The sequence below is a fragment of the Camelimonas fluminis genome (genome assembly GCF_014656355.1).
Taxonomy (GTDB): Bacteria; Pseudomonadota; Alphaproteobacteria; order Rhizobiales; family Beijerinckiaceae; genus Camelimonas; species Camelimonas fluminis.
Genome location: NZ_BNCG01000002.1, coordinates 74,320 through 91,634, shown reverse-complemented (window position 1 = coordinate 91,634; position 17,315 = coordinate 74,320). Strand labels below are relative to the sequence as shown.

The window sequence follows — 17,315 nt, the reverse complement described above, 5'->3', positions numbered from 1 at the left end:
GATTTGTGAGGACGACCCGCCCCCGCGCGTCATGCAGCGGGCTGCAACCGGTCCAGTTTCGCCAGCAACAGGGGATCATTGAGCACGGCGATGCGCTCGCGCTGCGACAGCCAGCTGCGGGCGTCAGCCACCGTTTCAGCATCCGCCAGCTTGGCTTCCGCCAGCACGTGCTCGGGATCGACCTGGCCGCGCTTGCGGACCGGGCGGGGCGGCAGCATGGCGATATGGGCCTGACGGAACTCTGGCGCGCGGCGCATGACGTCGAAGGCGTCGTCTTCATCGAAGCCCCGCGCTGCGAAGGTTTCCTGCAGCCTGTTGGCGCGGGTGACGACCGGCGGCGGCGCGACCTCTTCCGGCGTCAGCAGCAGGCCGATGCGCTTCAGGAACAGGCCGATGGATTTCTTGCCGCTCATCCACGAAATGGGAATCGCCAGCAACAGGCCAACAATGGTCGGCGACATCCACAGGGCCAGCGACGTGGCGATCAGGAAGGCGGTAAGGCCCGCGATCACGCCGAGCGCCATGTGCTGCCAGTGCCGCCTGACGATGTCGCCAAACGCGATGGAGCCGTCATCGCGCCGTTGCGGGTTCCAGCCGGTGTCGCGGCCAAGCAGGATCTGCATCACCGCGCCGGACTGGATCACCATCATGATCGGGGCGAGCAGGGCGGACATGATGGTCTCAAACAGGGTCGAGATGATGACGCGGAAGGCGCCGCCGCCGTCGCGGCGATCCTGGCCATTGATCAGGGTCAGGATCAGGCCGAACAGCTTGGGCGCCAGCAGGATCGCCATGGTGAGCACAAACAGCGCCAGGGCGCGCTCGGGGTCAAAGCGCGGCCATGCGGGAAACAGCGAGAATTCCTGACTGAAATATTCGGGCCGCACATAACGACTCTGCAGCACCAGGATGATGCCGATCACCAGCTGCATCAGCCACAGCGGCGACGCCAGATACGAGAAGATGCCGGTGGCGAAATGCTGCCGCGTCGCCCATTTCAGGCCCGCCGAACCGATGACGCGGGCGTGCTGCAGATTGCCCTGGCACCAGCGACGGTCGCGCGTCGCCAGATCGATCAGCGACGGCGGGCTTTCCTCGTAGCTGCCGCCAAGGTGCGGCAACATGTAAACCGTCCAGCCTGCGCGGCGGATCAGCGCCGCCTCGACAAAATCGTGGCTCAGGATATGGCCGCCGAAAGGCGGTTTGCCGGAGAGGTCGGGCATGCCGCAATGCGCGGCGAAAGCCCGGGTGCGGATGATGGCGTTATGGCCCCAGTAGTTGCCGTCCTTGCCCATCCACACGGACAGGCCGGTGGCGATGACCGGGCCGTAGACGCGCGCCGCAAACTGCTGCAACCGCGCGAACAGGGTGTTGCGGTTGATGATCAACGGCAACGTCTGGATGATGCCCGCGTCCGGATCAGCCTCCATCGCCGCGGCGAGGCGGACAATGCAGTCGCCAGTCATCAGGCTGTCGGCGTCCAGCACCAGCATGTGGTCGTAGCCGCCGCCCCAACGGGTGACGAAGTCGGCGATGTTGCCGGCCTTGCGGTGGGTGTTCTTTTGCCGGCGGCGATAATAGAGCCGCGCGCCGGGGCCCATCTGCTCGCGCAGGGCGAGAAAGGCCCGTTCCTCGGCGACCCAGACATCCGGATTGGTGGTGTCTGACAGGATAAAATAGTCGAAAGCGTCGCCACGGCCGGTCGCCTCGATGCTCTCGCGCATCGAGAACAGGGCGGCGAAGGTGCGGGAGGTTTCTTCGTTGTAGACCGGCATCACCACTGCGGTGCGGGTGGTCAGGCCGTCAACCGGCGCCGGCGTCTTGCGCGAGCGGAACAGCAGGGCCACGAAGCCGACGATGGCGCTGGTGAAAGCGATGGCGATCCAGGAGAAATTGATGGTGAACAGCGCCAGCAGCGCCCACTGCAGCCAGGTCGTGCGGCTGACCGACACCACCTCATACATTTCGCGCGCGCCATACAGCGTCAGGGCGAGCGCGCCGACGAACACCACGAAGCGGGCGACCCACCCCGCAGCGCCGGGTCCCACCCCGCGCACGGGGCGCCGGCCGTCGCGACGCCGCCAGCGACGCAGGGATTGCGTCGGCATCTCCAGCCTGTTTTCCGGCGGCAACGCCCCGGGCGCGCCCTGTTCCGGAAAATGGCCTGCCGGAGCCTGCGAGGCCGCGTTTTCTTCAAAAGTTTCTACGCGGTCCATCTGTACAGCCATGTCTCACTCAGGGGCTTGCCGGCCGCCTCAAGCACGAGGCGCAGTTCGGTGAGCGGCTCGTCGCCCGGATCAAGCTCGAAAGCCACCCGCATCACCTTGCGCTCGGGGTAGGGCCACAACTTCAGATTCGTAATCGTCGCGCCCTTGCCGGCTCCAAGCGCCGGTTTCAGCTCCGCCAGCCGGCCTGGATCGGCCAGGGCGTCGCCGACAAACTCAACCAGGAACCTGCGCCGACGGCCGCCGCGCCCCTTGCCGGTGCGGGTCAGGTTGACGCGCGCCAGCGGCGGCGGTTCGGGAATGCTCCAGCACCAGTATTGCCGGTAGGCGTAGGTCGTTTCGGCTCCAGCCGCCAGCGGCGCCTTCGGCCGCCAGTAGGCGATGATGTTGTCGTTGACATCCGACTCGGTCGGAATTTCGATCAACTGCACCGAGCCTTCGCCCCAGTCAGACAGGGGCTCCACCCAGACGCTGGGACGCCGGTCGAAGCGCTGGCTGTCGTCCTGAAAGGCGGCGAAGCTGCGCTCGCGCTGCAGCAAGCCAAATCCCTTCGGATTGGAATCCACAAATGCCGACACCTGCAACTGCTGCGGATTGACCACCGGGCGCCACAGCCATTCGCCGCGCCCGTTGCTGACCTGCAGGCCATTCAGCTCAAACACGGCGGCGCGCACGTCGTCGACGTTGCGCTGGCTGGCCGGGCCAAACAGAAATGTCCCGGCGTGACCGCCCCAGCCGACGTGATCGATGGCGACGCGGGTAAACATGGTGACCTCGACGTCGACAATGGTCATGTCGCCGGGGCGAACCGTATATCTGACGGCGGCTGTGACGCTTTCGGATTCAAGCAGGGCGTGAATCACCAGGGTTTCGGCGGCCAGCGCCGGCTGCTCGAGCCAGAAGGCGCGGAAAACCGGGATCTCCTCACCCTTGATCTCGCCCGGTCGCAGGGTCAGCGTCCGCGCCACTGTCCCGAGGTTTTGCCCACGCGCCATGGCGCGATAGAAGGTCGCCCCCTGAAAAATCGCCATCTGGACCGGGCGCTCACCGTTTCCGGCGAAAATCCGGAAGCCCGAGAACCCGATGTCCTTGCCGTCGGGAGGGGCTGGCAACGCCCCAAAATCGTAATTCGCCGATTTGTAGGGAGCCCGCTGCACCTGGCCGTCCGCGACCACATAGAGCACCACGTGGTCCTTGAAGAGGGCGCCGCGCGGCAACGGTTCGACGATAAAACCGCGCTGCTGACCCGACCAGAGCAGGCCTTCTTGCCGGGCGCGGATGCCGACATACTGGTCATAGGTCAGGTTTGCGAGCTGGTCAGGCAGATCGGCCGGCGGCGGAGTGAACGGGCGCATGGCGAGTTGTCGGGCCAGATCAACCACATGGCCGGGTTCGAAGCTCCCCTCGCCATTGGCGGCCCCAGCGCGCGGGCGACTGGGGTCCGCCGTCTGGGCGGCGGTGCCTCCGGACGACGCCGCGAGCGCTGCGATTGCGCCAGACCACATCAGTTGCCTGCGGTTGATCATGCTCATCTGAACCAGCGTTAAAGCGCCGCGCCGCCCCGTTGAGGCGCGGACAATGAAAATTATGACTTATCGCCAGCTTCTTGCAATGGACATCGGCCATGAGCGGCGAAGCGGGCGGGCCGCAGCGGACCATGCGGCGAAAAGCGGCGGTTTCAAGACGGGAAACCAAACAGAATCCCATGTTTTTCCGTGAGGCAGCTCTCTCACAGGCATATGTTCGATAAAAGGCCCCCTTGGGAAATACCCTGGCGGCGAGCCGGATTGTCCCCATTCCGCGTCATATGTGACAGTCGGCGCAGCGTCTCTCCTTGTGATCCAACAGCGTAAATCTGACATTGCCGGGAGATCTCCGGCAGGGCGCGACGGATGACTGGTGATTTTCGCATCGGGAATCATGATTTATTAGGCGGATGGCGTCAGGAGCCTTAAAGGGCGTGGCCACCATCTGGAAGGAGGGGTCGATCCCCTCCGCATATCGCCGGGCGCCCGCCGCAGGAGTTCCTGGGCTGGCGGTCGATCTGTTGTGTTTTTTCTGGCGAATGGGTTTCCCTCGCCACAGCCTGCTACCCTGGAGCATCGCCTGTCCATGACCGCGTCCCACGCCGTCGCCCCGTTCCGCGCCATTGTTCTCGCCGCCGGCGAGGGCACCCGAATGCAATCGTCGCTTCCCAAGGTGCTGCATCGCATCGCCGGCCGCTCCATGGTCTCCCATGTGCTGCACGCGCTGGAGGCCGCCGGAGCCCGCGACGTCGTCGTCGTGGTCGGGCCGGATCGGACCGATGTGGCTGATGAGGCCCGCAAGGTTGCGCCGGGCGCCGTGCTGCGCGAACAGCGCGAGCGGCTCGGCACGGCGCATGCAGTGCTGGCGGCGCGCGAGGATATTGCAACGGACAACGCCGACATTGTCGTGGCGTTTGGCGATACGCCGCTGATCCAGCCGGAAACCCTGGCGCGCCTGCATGGTCTGCTCGGCGGCAATGTCGCCGTGGCGGTGCTGGGGTTCGAGGCCGCCAATCCCTTCGGCTACGGCCGTCTCGTCCGCCATGGTGAAGATCTGGCGGCGATCCGCGAGGAGAAAGACGCGGATGAGACCGAGCGCGCCATCACCCTGTGCAACGCCGGGCTCATGGCCCTGTCCGGCGCCCATGCCCTCAGCATTCTCGAGCGCATCGAGCCCAACAACGCCAAGGGGGAGTTCTATCTCACCGACGCCGTCGACATCGCCCGTGGGCTCGGCCTGCGGGCGGCGGTGACCGTCGCCCCCGAAGCCGAGGTGATGGGCGTCAACGACCGCGCCCAGCTCGCCGTGGCGGAAGCGGAAATCCAGCGACGGCTGCGGCGCGCCGCCATGCTCGGCGGCGCCACGTTGCAGGACCCGGACAGCGTCTATTTCAGCGCCGACACGCGGCTTGGCCGCGACGTCACCGTGGAGCCGCATGTGGTGTTCGGCCCCGGCGTCACGGTGGAGACGGGCGCGACCATCCACGCCTTCTCGCATCTGGAGGGCGCCGTCGTCCGCGAGGGCGCCGACATCGGTCCTTACGCGCGCCTGCGCCCTGGCGCCGATGTGGGCGCAAAGGCCCGCGTTGGCAACTTTGTCGAACTCAAGAACACGGTGATGGGCGCTGGCGCCAAGGCCAACCATCTGGCCTATCTGGGAGACGGTGTGGTCGGCGAGGGCGCCAACATCGGCGCCGGCACGATCTTCTGCAATTATGACGGCTTCGGGAAAGCAAAAACCGTGATCGGAAAGGGCGCGTTCATCGGCTCAAACTCATCTCTGGTGGCCCCGGTGACCCTGGGCGACGGCGCCTATATCGGCACGGGCTCCGTCATCACCGCCGACGTGGCGCCGGACGCCCTGGCCCTCGCGCGGGGGCGTCAGGTGGAGAAACCCGGCTGGGCGGCGGAATTCCGCGCCAGAAACGCCGGCCGCAAGAAATAAGTGACGAACTGTCCCCCGGGTCGTCAGGCCCGGCGTCATAATCCGTCACCTTTTTTGATTTGTCTCACGCCACCATTTCCGTCAGGCATCGCAACTTCGGGCGCGCATGGCGTCAGTCTGGCGTTTGCATCCCGGTTAACGCCGGGTGTCCGCAAACCCAAGATTCGAACGCCTCCAGAGGCAAACGCCGGATACCGACCATCCGGCGCATCGCCCCTTTCCAGTTCAGGTGAACCAGAAACATGTGTGGAATCATCGGCATTCTCGGCAAGTATGACGTCGCCGCCGACCTGGTCGACTCGCTGAAGCGGCTCGAATACCGCGGCTACGATTCCGCCGGCGTCGCCACCTTGCATAACGGTGTACTGGAGCGGCGCCGCGCCGCCGGCAAGCTGCGCAATCTGGAAAACGTCCTGCGCGAGCAGCCGCTGCCGGGCGCCAGCGGCATCGGCCACACCCGCTGGGCGACGCACGGCAAGCCGACCGAAGACAATGCTCATCCCCACGCCACGGAGCGCGTGGCGCTGGTTCACAACGGCATTATCGAGAACTTCCGCGAACTTCGCGCCGAACTGGCAAACGAAGGCGTGCGCTTCGAATCAGAGACCGACACCGAGGTCGTGGTTCGCCTGGTCAGCCGCGAGCTTGAGCGCGGCCATGATCCGGTGCGCGCCGTGGCCAACGTGCTGCCGCGCCTGCGCGGCGCCTTCGCGCTGGGTTTTCTGTTCGCCGGCCAAGACGATCTGATGATCGGCGCGCGTCACGGCGCGCCGCTGGCGCTGGGTTTCGGCGACGGCGAGATGTTCCTCGGCTCCGACGCTTTGGCGTTGGCGCCATTTACCGATGACCTGCTCTACCTGGACGAGGGCGACTACGCCGTCATCACCCGCGCTGGCGCTGAAGTCCGCGACGCCGCCGGGTTCCATGTCGAGCGTCAGCGACAGCGTCTCGTCCCCGGCGCCTTCGTGGCTGACAAGGGCAATTACCGCCACTTCATGGTGAAGGAAATCTGGGAGCAGCCCGAAGTGGTGGGCCGCACCGTCGCCCATTATCTCGACGCCTCCGCCAACCGGTTCCGCTTCCCGGAGTTGGGCGTCATCGACTTCGCAAACCTGCAGCGCCTGACCATCTGCGCATGTGGCACGGCCTATCTTGCCGGCTACGTGGCCCGTTACTGGTTCGAGCGGCTGGCGCGATTGCCGGTTGATATCGACGTCGCCTCCGAGTTCCGTTACCGCGAGGCGCCGATGACCCCGGGCGGTCTGGCGCTGTTCATCTCCCAATCGGGCGAGACGGCCGACACCCTGGCCTCGCTGCGCTACGCCAAATCCCAGGGGCAAAGCATCCTGTCGGTGGTCAACGTCACCACCTCGACGATCGCCCGCGAGAGCGACGCCGTGGCGCCGACCTTCGCCGGACCTGAAATCGGCGTCGCCTCAACCAAGGCGTTCACCTGTCAGCTCAGCGTGCTGTTGTCGCTGGCCGTTTATGCCGGCCGCCAGCGCGGCGTGCTGTCGGAGGCGGACGAGGCGCGCATCGCCGATCTGATGATGGGGCTGCCCGGCCAGTTCTCCGAGGCGCTCAAGCTCGAACATGACATCGAGCAGATGTCGCGCGATCTCTCCCGCGCCCGCGACGTGCTCTATCTGGGCCGTGGACCGGCATTTCCGCTGGCGCTGGAAGGCGCGCTCAAGCTCAAGGAAATTTCCTACATCCACGCAGAGGGCTATGCTGCGGGCGAACTCAAGCACGGCCCCATCGCCCTGGTGGACGAGGACATGCCGGTCATCGTCATCGCGCCGCGCGACGAACTGATGGACAAGACCGTCTCCAATATCCAGGAGGTCGCCGCCCGCGGCGGACGCATCATCCTGATCGGCGATGGCGACGCCGTGCGCCAGACCGGCCTCGACAATGTGGCGGCGCTGACCATGCCGGACGTCGATCCGGTGGTGGCGCCGATTGTTTACGCGGCGCCGATCCAGTTGCTGGCCTATCATGTGGCGGTTTTCATGGGCAAGGACGTGGACCAGCCGCGCAACCTGGCCAAATCGGTCACCGTGGAGTGACGGCCTGCGACGATGATCCACGGCGTGAATAAATCGCCATAAATAGATCATATATTGGCATAAACGTCGCATCCACGGCATGGATACCCTGAATGACCGACGGTCAGCGCAGACCAGAACCGGCTGATGCCAGCGCGGAGCCCCTGCAAGCTCCGCCAATGCCCCCGGCGGCCATGGTCGCCGCCGCTGCCTCCAGCGGGCGGCTGTTTTCGGCCCGGGCCCGGCTGCGAAACTACTTCCTTACCGGGCTGATCGTCGCCGGCCCGCTGGCGCTGACGATTTACATCACCTGGTGGATCGTCGGGGCCATTGACGGCTGGGTGAAGCCACTCGTGCCGGACCGGTACTGGCCAGACGCCTATCTCAGCGTCTCGGTGCCGGGTTTCGGCCTGGTGGTGGCGCTGTTCGCGCTGACGCTGCTCGGCTTTCTCACCGCCAACCTTGTCGGGCGCACGCTGGTCAGTTCCAGCGAGACGCTGCTGGAGCGCATGCCCGTGGTCAGCGGGCTCTATCGCGGCATCAAGCAGATTTTCGAGACGGCGTTTTCGCCAGGCGGCACGTCGTTTCGCAAGGTGGCGCTGGTGCAGTTTCCGACGCCGGGAACCTGGTCGATCGTCTTCGTCTCGGCTCCGCCGCCCGCCGATATGGCGCGTCCGCTGCCCGGCGGCGCCGGCGCGGATTACGTGGGCGTGTTTCTGCCCTGCTCGCCAAACCCGACCACCGGTTTCTTTTTCTATTTGCCGCGCAAGGATATCGTCGAGGTTTCTATCCCGGTGGATGAGGCGGCCAAGCTGGTCATGTCCGCCGGATTGATCCAGCCGGAGGAACACCAGCGACGCATGCAGGCGATGGTGGACGATCCCGATACGCCAGCCGACGCGCCACTGCCGGAGAACCCGGCTTGAGAGACAGCTGAAAGCGCTCTATCCGGCGCGCAGCAGCCGGATCGCCTCGTCGCGACCGAACAGATACAGCAGCAGGCGCAACGCCTGGCCGCGCGGACTGGTCAGGCCTGGATCACGGGTGAGGATCAGCTTCGCCTCATCCCGCGCCGAGGCAATCAGGTCCACGTCGTGCTCGGGGCGCAGGAAGCGGAAGTCTGGCGCACCTGACTGGCGGGTGCCAAGGATTTCGCCCTGGCCACGTAACTTCAGGTCTTCTTCGGCAATGCGGAAACCGTCCTCGGTTTCGCGCATGATGCGCAGGCGCGCTTCCGCGGCCTGTCCAAGCGGGCCGCGATACAGCAGGACGCAGCTTGAGGCTCCAGAACCACGACCGACGCGGCCGCGCAGCTGGTGCAACTGGGCAAGGCCGAAGCGCTCGGCGTGCTCGATCACCATGATCGTCGCTTCGGGCACATCCACGCCCACTTCGACGACGGTGGTCGCCACCAGCACATTGTCGATCCCGCTGGCGAAGCGCTGCATCGCCGCGTCCTTGTCGCGGGCATTCATCTTGCCGTGCAGCAGCCCGACCGTTGGCCCCAGCCGCTCGCGCAGGAAGGCGTGACGCTCCTCGGCGGCGGCGACGTCCAACGCCTCTGATTCCTCCACCAGCGGGCAGATCCAGTAGACGCGGGCGCCGTTCTGGATGGCGCGGCCGACGGCGGCGGTGATCTCGTCCAGCCGCTCCAGCGGCGCGGCGCGGGTGGTCACCGGGGTGCGGCCCGGCGGCTTTTCGTTCAGCAGCGACACCTCCATGTCGCCGTAGAAGGTCAGCACCAGGGTGCGCGGGATCGGCGTCGCCGTCATCAACAGCATGTCGGCGTCGGGGCTTTTCTCTCCCAGCGCCAGCCGCTGCTGGACGCCGAAGCGGTGCTGCTCGTCCACCACCGCCAGCCCCAGGTCGCGAAAGGCGATCGCCTCCTGAAACAGCGCATGGGTGCCGACGACAATGTCGACGTCGCCAGCGGCCATCTGTTCCAGGATCTTGCGGCGCGCCGCCGCCTTGTCGCGTCCGGTGAACACGCCGATGCGGAGGCCAACGGCCTCGCCCAGCGGGGCAATGCGCTCGTAATGTTGCCGGGCGAGAATTTCCGTCGGGGCCATCAGCGCCGCCTGGCGGCCGCTTTCCACCACCCGCGCCATGGCCAGCAAGGCGACAATGGTCTTGCCGGAGCCGACATCGCCCTGCAACAGGCGCAGCATCCGCTCCGGCGAAGCCAGGTCACGCCAAATCTCGTCCAGCGCGGTTTTCTGCGCGCCAGTAAGTTCGAAGGGGATTTGCGCCAGCAGCGCCCGCGCCAGGCGGCCATCGCCCGCATGGGCGCGACCGCGCGTCTTGCGCCGGTTCTGACGCATCAGGCCGAGCGCCAGCTGGGTGGCGAGCACCTCGTCGAGACCGAGACGGCGACGGGCAGGGTCGGGCTCCCCGGCGACGCCAGCGTCGGCGTGTTCGGCGAAAACCTCCTGGGGCTGGTGCACCAGCCGCAGCGCGGCCGCGAATGGCGGCAGCGCGCCGCGCAAATCCGGGTCGTGCCACTCCGGCATCCCGGGAAGGCGCTCGAGGGCCGCCGCGGCGGCCTTCTGCACCAGACGCGACCCGAGACCTTCGGTCAGCGGATACACCGGCTGGATCAGGCTGGCGCCTTCCAGCTCCTCCGGCCGCAGGATCAGGTCCGGATGCGCCATCTGGCGGCGGCCTTCCCACAGTTCAATGCGGCCGGAGATGATGCGCCGTTCGCCCACCGGCAATTGCGCCTCCAGCCGCTGCCGCGAGCCGCCGAAGAACACCAGGGTCACGTCGCCGGTGTCGTCCTCCACCACCACGCGGGCTGGCGCCCGCGAGCCGCTGCGCGCCGGCGGCGCCGCATGGGAGGCGATGCGCACGTCCAGCGTCACCACCGTTCCCACCGGCGCATCGACAATGCGTGGACGATGCCGCCGGTCGATCACGCCGCCGGGCGTATGAAACAGCAGGTCAATGACGCGCGCTGGCCGGCCCGGCGCCCCAAGCAACCGGTCGAACAGCGCGCCGACGCGCGGCCCAACGCCAGGCAAGGCGGTGATGGGAGCGAACAGGGGGTCGAGCACGGAGGGACGCATGAAATCCTTGTGCGGCCTGAGATGGGACGGGCAGGCGGAACCGCCTGCGGAACAGGCCTGGCGGGTTATGGCTGACAGGCCGCGCTGCCGGGACTATATAGCCCAGGCGTTGGCCCGGCGAGATGCGCCGCGTTCGCCCCGAATGATCGGGCGGCAACATTGGGAGACGGTCATGAGCGGAACCATGCGCAGCAGCGCCGGCCTGGACGAGCGCCGTCGCCGTATCCTTTACCGGTCATGGCATCGCGGCACCCGGGAGATGGACCTGCTGCTCGGCCAGTTCGCCGACGCCCGTGTCGAAGCGCTCGACGCCCGGGATCTCGACGATATCGAGGCGCTATTGGAGGCGCAGGACCGCGACGTGTTCAGCTGGCTGACCGGGGAACTGGCGTTGCCGGCGGAATTTGACACGCCGGTGTTCAGCCAGATCCGCGAATTCCATCGCCATACCGGCGCGGTGTTCATCTGAGCGCACTGTCAGGAATGGCGGAGCCATCGTCCGTCTTGCGCCTGTCCATCCGGCGTCGCGGACCGACGCGCGGGCCGCTTTACGACCAACGCCCGATCTGTACGATCTCACATCTTCTTCGTGGCAAGGCCGGACCTGTGGTGGCCCGCCGCGAAAGCGGCGTTCGCCGCAGGGTTCTTCCATCGTTATCCGGACGCCAGCGCGGCGTCCGCCTGCGCGCTGCCGGTGAAATCCGCCTCGCCGGAAGCGCCCGATCTTTTTGACAGGACGCATTTTCCCGAAAATGCTCCAGCCCCGAAAATGCGCCAGCCAGAAATGTTCCGCTCATGAGCCTTGTTCCGCTGAAGAACGCCGTCGCCCAGTTGCTGGAAGGGCGCAAGCCTGTCCTCGTCAACGCGCCGGACAGCTTCATCCCTGTGGTTCTGGCGGATCTGGCGCGGGCAGCCGCGCAAAAAACCGACGCCCCCGCCGCGCTGGTGTTCATTGCCCGCGACGGCCAGCGGCTGGGACTGATTGAAAACGGCCTGAACTTCATCGCGCCGGACATCGAGGTTCTGAGCTTCCCGTCCTGGGATTGCCAGCCCTACGACCGTGTTTCGCCGACCAGCGCCATCACCGCCAGGCGCATGACCGTGCTGGCGCGCCTTGCCCGCACCCGCTCATCGCAGGAGCGGCCGCGCATCGTGCTGACGACGGTGAATGCGGCGGTGCAGCGGGTGCCGCCGCTGGCCCGCATCGCCGAGGAAACCTTCTCGGCCGCGCCTGGCAACGCCATTGACCTGAACCTGCTGGTGAAATGGCTGGAGATCAACGGCTTCACCCGAACCGGCACGGTGCGCGACACCGGCGAATACGCCCAGCGCGGCGGCATTCTCGATCTCTACGCGCCCGGCATGGCCGCGCCGATCCGCCTCGACTTCTTCGGCGACACCCTGGAATCGATCCGGCCGTTCGATCCGGAAACCCAGCGCTCCACCGGACAGTTGCGGGCGCTCGATCTGGTGCCGATGAGCGAGGTGCAGGTCACCACCGAGACCATGGCCCGCTTCCGCCAGGCCTATGTGGCCGCCTTTGGCGCCGCCACCCGCGACGACGTGTTGTATGAGGCGGTGAGCGAGGGGCGGCGGCATCCCGGCATGGAGCACTGGCTTCCGCTGTTCCACAAAAAGATGGACACGCTGTTTGATTATCTGGCCGGGTCGCCGTTTGTCCTCGACGCCCAGCTCGAGGATGCGGCCGGCGAGCGCATCAGCCAGATCACCGACTATTTCGACGCCCGCGTCGCGGCGCTGAAGGCCGGCGGCGGCGCGCCCTACAAGCCTGTCCGTCCCGAAACCCTGTATCTCACCACGGACGAGTGGAAGCAGCGGCTGGCCAATCTGGACACCGCCGTCGTTTCTGCTTTCGCCCGCCCGGAAACCGCGGCCGGCAATATCATCGATCTTGGCGTGCGTCAGGCGCGCAGCTTCGCGCCCGAGCGGGCCGACGACAGCGCCAATGTGTTCGAGGCCGCAGCGACCCATATCCGCGATCTGGCCGCCGGCGGCCGCAAGGTGGTGCTGGCCGCCTGGTCGGAGGGCTCGCGCGAGCGTCTCGCCCATGTGCTGGCCGATCACGAGGTGCGCGGCCTGACGCCGGTTCCGGATCTCGCCCGCGCCCTGGCCGCGCCCGCCGGCCAGATCCCCATGGCCATCTGGGGGCTGGAGGCGGGGTTTGATGCGCCGCAACTCAGCGTGCTCGGCGAGCAGGACATTCTCGGCGACCGGCTGGTGCGCCAGGCGCGCAAGTCGAAGCGCGCCCAGGATTTCATCGCCGAGGTCGGCAGTCTGACGGCGGGCGACATCGTCGTCCACGTCGATCACGGCATCGGCCGTTTCGTCGGCCTGAAGACCATCGCCGTCGGCGGCGCCCCGCACGATTGCCTGGAGCTGCACTACGCCGGCGGCGACAAGCTGTTCCTGCCGGTGGAGAACATCGAGCTGCTGTCGCGCTATGGCTCGGAAGACACCAGCGTCGCCCTCGACAAGCTGGGCGGCGGCGCCTGGCAGGCCCGCAAGGCCAAGCTGAAGCAGCGCATCCGCATGATGGCGGGCGAGCTGATCAAGGTCGCCGCCGCCCGCGCCCTCAAATCCGCCCCGGCCGTCACGCCGCCCCAGGGGCTGTATGACGAATTCGTCGCGCGCTTCCCCTATGAGGAGACCGAGGACCAGCTCAACGCCATCGACGCGGTGCTGACCGATCTGGCCTCGGGCCGGCCGATGGACCGGCTGGTGTGCGGCGACGTTGGCTTCGGCAAGACCGAGGTGGCCATGCGCGCCGCCTTCGCCGTGGCCATGAGCGGCCAGCAGGTGGCGGTGATCGCGCCTACGACGCTGCTCGCCCGCCAGCACTACCATGGCTTCATGGAGCGCTTCAAAGGCCTGCCGCTGAAGATAGCCCAGGCGTCGCGCTTCACCCCCGCCGCCGAGATGAAGCAGGTGAAGGCCGGCCTTGCCGACGGCACGGTGGATATCGTTGTCGGCACCCACGCGGTGCTGGGCAAGACCATCAGCTTCCGCGAGCTTGGCCTGGTGGTGGTGGACGAGGAGCAGCACTTCGGCGTCGCCCACAAGGAGCGCCTGAAGGCCCTGCGCGCCCAGCTACATGTGCTGACCCTGTCGGCGACGCCGATCCCGCGCACCCTGCAACTCGCCCTGACCGGCGTGCGCGAGCTGTCGATCATCGCCACGCCGCCGGTCGACCGTCTGGCGGTGCGCACCTTCGTCATGCCGTTCGACGAGTTGTCGATCCGCGAGGCGTTGCTGCGCGAGCGCTATCGCGGCGGCCAGTCGTTCTATGTGGTTCCGCGCATCGATGACCTCGCCGAGATCAAGGCTTTCCTCGACCGCAGCGTGCCGGAAGTGAAGGTGGCCGTGGCTAACGGCCAGATGAGCGCCGGCCAGCTTGAGGACGTGATGACCGCGTTCTACGAGGGGCGCTATGACGTGCTGTTGTCGACGACGATTATCGAATCCGGCCTCGATATTCCCAGCGCCAACACGCTGATCGTCCACCGCGCCGACATGTTCGGCCTGGCCCAGCTGTATCAGTTGCGTGGTCGCGTCGGCCGGTCGAAGACCCGCGCCTGGGCGCTGTTCACCACCCCGGCCAACCGCACCCTGACGGCCACCGCGGAGCGCCGCCTGAAGGTGCTGCAAAGCCTCGACACCCTCGGCGCTGGCTTCCAGCTCGCCAGCCACGATCTGGACATTCGCGGCGCCGGCAATCTGCTCGGCGACGAGCAGTCGGGCCACATCCGCGAGGTCGGCTACGAACTTTACCAGCAGATGCTGGAAGAGGCCGTGGCCCAGCTCAAGGCCGGCGTGGAGGATGACGACGGCGCGGATGAAGCCTGGTCGCCGAACATCACCCTGGGCGCCGCCGTGATGATCCCCGAAAGCTATGTGGGCGACATCCAGCTGCGCCTCGGCCTCTACAAGCGCCTGTCGACGCTGGAAGACGACAAGCAGATCGACGCCTTCGGCGCCGAGATGATCGACCGCTTCGGCCCGCTGCCGGAGGAGGTGGAGCAACTGCTCAAGCTGATGGCGATCAAGGCCCTGTGCCTGCGCGCCAATGTGGCGAAACTGGAGGCGGGGCCCAAGGGTCTCGTCGTCGCTTTCCGCGACGGCAAGTTCGCCAACCCACACGGACTGGTGGCCTGGCTGGGCGAACAGGGCTCAATGGCCAAGGTCCGCCCGGACATGAGCATTTTCTTCTACGACGACCTGCCGACCCCGGCCAGCCGCCTGAAGAGCGCCCGCCGTCTGATGCGCGATCTGGTGAAGGTGGCGGAGAAGCAGGCGGCGTAAGGCCGGCGCTTCAGAAGCAGCAATGGCCGCGACGAGCGCGGCCATTGGGAGGCTGGGGCTGCGGGCCGGGGGACGGCGTGGCCCGCCTGGTCTCAAACCACCGACAGCTGCACGTCGACATTGCCTCGGGTGGCGTTGGAATACGGGCAAATCTGGTGCGCCGTGTCGACCACCTTCTGCGCCTGGTCGCGGTCGAGGCCGGGCAGGCTGACGGCGAGGGCGGCGGTGATGCCGAAGCCGCCGGCCGAACGCGGTCCGATGCCGACCTTCGCCGTCACCGACGCATTGTCCGGCACCTTGATCTTGAGCTGCATGCCGGCGACCTTCATGGCGCCGATGAAGCAGGCCGAGTAGCCGGCGGCGAACATCTGCTCCGGGTTGGTGCCGTCGCCGCCGGCGCCGCCGAGTTCCTTCGGCGTGGACAGCTTCACCTCAAGCCGGCCGTCATCCGAGCGGGCCGCGCCGTCGCGGCCGCCGGTCGCGGTGGCTGTGGCGGTGTATTTGACGTCGATGGACATGGCGTGAACCTTTCTGCGTGAAGCGTTCTTGCTGCGTGAAGCGTTCTTGGCGCGGCGTTTCGGGACAGACGCTTTGAGCGGAGCGATTGTCGCTCCGCGTCGGAACATGCGTGGGACCAGACATCAGGATGGCTGCGCGTCAGTCTGGTTTTGCTCCAAATTCGTTATCGCGATAAACAACTTGACCCGATCGCCCCGGACCGTCAAGCGGAAATGTATCGCGATATATGTTTGTGTGATATGCAGAAGCCATGAACATCCGCGCTTCCCTTCCGCCGGCCGGGGCTGCCCCCGGGCCCATGCCGCTGGACGAGCAACTCTGCTTCGGGCTGTACGCCGCCTCCATGGCGATCACCCGCCTTTACAAACCAACGCTGGACCGGCTGGGAATCACCTATCCGCAATTTCTGGTGTTGCAGGCGCTGCATGAGCACGAGGGCCGCACCATTGGCCAGATTGCTGCGCGCCTCGGGCTTGAGTCGAGCACCATCACGCCGCTGGTCAAACGGCTGGAGGCGGCGGGACTGGCGGAGCGCGCCCGCAATCCGCAGGACGAGCGACAGGTGAGCGTGCGCCTCACGGCGCAAGGTCATGAAAGATGGGCGCAGACCGGCTGTCTCGCGCCACTGGTCATGGCGCGCTGCAATGTTGAGCCGGCGGCGCTGGCGGCGCTCAACGGTGAGATCCGCAGATTGCTGGATGCGCTCAACGCCGGAGAGGCGCAGCAGGACAGCGCGCCGCCTGACGACACGGACGCCAGGGTGCGCCGATAAACCTCATATAATCATAAGGTTATACAAAACTCCTTCCCCGCGGATCTGGGTTCCTGAGGGCAAGACCCGTTCCCGCCAGGGGGGCCCATCCGCCGCCACGGCGGCGGCTTCGCGAATGAGGATCGCGGGAAACGTTTCCAAAAACCCGGTCAGCCAGCCGGCCCGGCGCCGGTTGCTTCCTCCAGCATTTTTTGCGCCAGCCGCTGCACGTAGCGGACGATCACATCCGGGTCCTGGGCGCCGGGCAGGGCGAGGCGATCGGCCAGGATGAAGCATGGCACGCCCGTGACGCCCATCTCGCGCGCCTGGGCCACAGACTGGCGCGCCACGTCCATATCCGCCTCCGTGGCCAGTTGCGCCGCAACAGCGCCGGCGTCCATGCCACAGGCCCCTGCGATCTCCGCCAGCACGGCCCTGTCGCCCACGTCGCGCCCTTCCATGAAGAAGGCGTGGAACAGCGCCTCGACCACCGCGTCCTGCACGCCGGCCGCGCCAGCCCAGCCGATCAGCCGGTGAGCGTCGAGAGTGTTGGGCGAGCGTTTGATCTGATCAAAACGGAAGGCGATTCCCTCCTTGGCGCCCTCAGCCGCGATGCGCTCATGAATGCCAGCGATTTTCTCGCGCGAGCCGAACTTGCGCTCCATATATTCGCGTCGGTCAATGCCGCCGGCCGGCACGTTCGGATCGAGCTGGTAGGGATGCCAGCCGACCGTGACCCGCAATTCCGGTAATTGGGCGATGGCTTTCTCAAGCCGCTTTTTGCCGATGAAGCACCACGGACAGACCACATCCGACACCACATCGATATGGAACGACTGGCGTGGGCCGGACGCGGCGACGCCGGCGGGGGATGTTTCCTGGGTCATGGCGCTGCTCCTCCTGGCGCATATTCTCT

The 17,315-nt window shown here is 66.6% G+C and carries 11 protein-coding genes; 6 read left to right on the top strand and 5 right to left on the bottom strand.

Going from position 1 to position 17,315, the window contains the following annotated elements; genetic code table 11:
- Window positions 1–29: 29 nt before the first annotated feature.
- On the bottom strand, window positions 30–2,228 hold the full coding sequence (gene mdoH, locus IE243_RS03715) for a glucans biosynthesis glucosyltransferase MdoH (RefSeq protein ID WP_191318008.1): 2,199 nt from the start codon (window positions 2,226–2,228) through the stop codon (window positions 30–32).
- Window positions 2,204–3,757, bottom strand: coding sequence for an OpgD/OpgG family glucan biosynthesis protein (locus IE243_RS03710; protein ID WP_308432014.1), 1,554 nt, complete (start codon window positions 3,755–3,757; stop codon window positions 2,204–2,206). The genes mdoH and IE243_RS03710 overlap by 25 nt, the downstream gene beginning before the upstream one ends.
- A 580-nt stretch (window positions 3,758–4,337) precedes the next feature.
- Here IE243_RS03710 and glmU point away from each other — a divergent pair.
- The 3 genes from glmU (at window position 4,338) to IE243_RS03690 (ending at window position 8,670) form a co-directional block, all read left to right on the top strand.
- Window positions 4,338–5,696, top strand: a complete 1,359-nt coding sequence (gene glmU / locus IE243_RS03700; RefSeq protein ID WP_191318006.1) for a bifunctional UDP-N-acetylglucosamine diphosphorylase/glucosamine-1-phosphate N-acetyltransferase GlmU — start codon at window positions 4,338–4,340, stop codon at window positions 5,694–5,696.
- A 242-nt stretch (window positions 5,697–5,938) separates the two neighbouring features.
- Window positions 5,939–7,765, top strand: coding sequence for a glutamine--fructose-6-phosphate transaminase (isomerizing) (gene glmS, locus IE243_RS03695; protein ID WP_191318005.1), 1,827 nt, complete (start codon window positions 5,939–5,941; stop codon window positions 7,763–7,765).
- A 92-nt stretch (window positions 7,766–7,857) separates the two neighbouring features.
- Entirely contained in the window at window positions 7,858–8,670 is an 813-nt protein-coding gene (locus tag IE243_RS03690) for a DUF502 domain-containing protein (RefSeq protein ID WP_373301555.1), read from the top strand.
- Between the two features lie 18 nt (window positions 8,671–8,688).
- Here IE243_RS03690 and recG read toward each other — a convergent pair whose 3' ends face one another.
- The gene (gene recG / locus IE243_RS03685) at window positions 8,689–10,809 is read right to left on the bottom strand and encodes an ATP-dependent DNA helicase RecG (RefSeq protein WP_191318004.1); all 2,121 of its coding nucleotides are present in this window, start codon (window positions 10,807–10,809) and stop codon (window positions 8,689–8,691) included.
- A gap of 172 nt (window positions 10,810–10,981) precedes the next feature.
- Between recG and IE243_RS03680 the strand changes: the two genes are divergently transcribed.
- Together IE243_RS03680 and mfd are read left to right on the top strand one after the other, a co-directional pair.
- Complete coding sequence (locus IE243_RS03680) at window positions 10,982–11,278, top strand: FAD assembly factor SdhE (RefSeq protein ID WP_191318003.1); 297 nt, start codon at window positions 10,982–10,984, stop codon at window positions 11,276–11,278.
- 326 nt (window positions 11,279–11,604) lie between these two features.
- Complete coding sequence (gene mfd / locus IE243_RS03675) at window positions 11,605–15,129, top strand: transcription-repair coupling factor (protein WP_191318002.1); 3,525 nt, start codon at window positions 11,605–11,607, stop codon at window positions 15,127–15,129.
- A gap of 92 nt (window positions 15,130–15,221) precedes the next feature.
- On the opposite strand, the gene IE243_RS03670 is transcribed toward mfd, so the two are convergent.
- Entirely contained in the window at window positions 15,222–15,647 is a 426-nt protein-coding gene (locus IE243_RS03670; protein ID WP_191318001.1) for an organic hydroperoxide resistance protein, read from the bottom strand.
- Between the two features lie 251 nt (window positions 15,648–15,898).
- Between IE243_RS03670 and IE243_RS03665 the strand changes: the two genes are divergently transcribed.
- Window positions 15,899–16,420: a MarR family winged helix-turn-helix transcriptional regulator gene (locus tag IE243_RS03665; protein WP_191318000.1), complete on the top strand. Its 522-nt coding sequence runs from the start codon at window positions 15,899–15,901 to the stop codon at window positions 16,418–16,420.
- A gap of 149 nt (window positions 16,421–16,569) precedes the next feature.
- Here IE243_RS03665 and IE243_RS03660 read toward each other — a convergent pair whose 3' ends face one another.
- Entirely contained in the window at window positions 16,570–17,286 is a 717-nt protein-coding gene (locus IE243_RS03660) for a DsbA family oxidoreductase (RefSeq protein WP_191317999.1), read from the bottom strand.
- Window positions 17,287–17,315: the final 29 nt, after the last annotated feature.

Coding starts and splice junctions, on each gene's coding strand:
- mdoH (WP_191318008.1), bottom strand. CDS start 2,228: ATGGCTGTACAGATGGACCGCGTAGAAACTTTTGAAGAAAACGCGGCC.
- IE243_RS03710 (WP_308432014.1), bottom strand. CDS start 3,757: ATGAGCATGATCAACCGCAGGCAACTGATGTGGTCTGGCGCAATCGCA.
- glmU (WP_191318006.1), top strand. CDS start 4,338: ATGACCGCGTCCCACGCCGTCGCCCCGTTCCGCGCCATTGTTCTCGCC.
- glmS (WP_191318005.1), top strand. CDS start 5,939: ATGTGTGGAATCATCGGCATTCTCGGCAAGTATGACGTCGCCGCCGAC.
- IE243_RS03690 (WP_373301555.1), top strand. CDS start 7,858: ATGACCGACGGTCAGCGCAGACCAGAACCGGCTGATGCCAGCGCGGAG.
- recG (WP_191318004.1), bottom strand. CDS start 10,809: ATGCGTCCCTCCGTGCTCGACCCCCTGTTCGCTCCCATCACCGCCTTG.
- IE243_RS03680 (WP_191318003.1), top strand. CDS start 10,982: ATGAGCGGAACCATGCGCAGCAGCGCCGGCCTGGACGAGCGCCGTCGC.
- mfd (WP_191318002.1), top strand. CDS start 11,605: ATGAGCCTTGTTCCGCTGAAGAACGCCGTCGCCCAGTTGCTGGAAGGG.
- IE243_RS03670 (WP_191318001.1), bottom strand. CDS start 15,647: ATGTCCATCGACGTCAAATACACCGCCACAGCCACCGCGACCGGCGGC.
- IE243_RS03665 (WP_191318000.1), top strand. CDS start 15,899: ATGAACATCCGCGCTTCCCTTCCGCCGGCCGGGGCTGCCCCCGGGCCC.
- IE243_RS03660 (WP_191317999.1), bottom strand. CDS start 17,286: ATGACCCAGGAAACATCCCCCGCCGGCGTCGCCGCGTCCGGCCCACGC.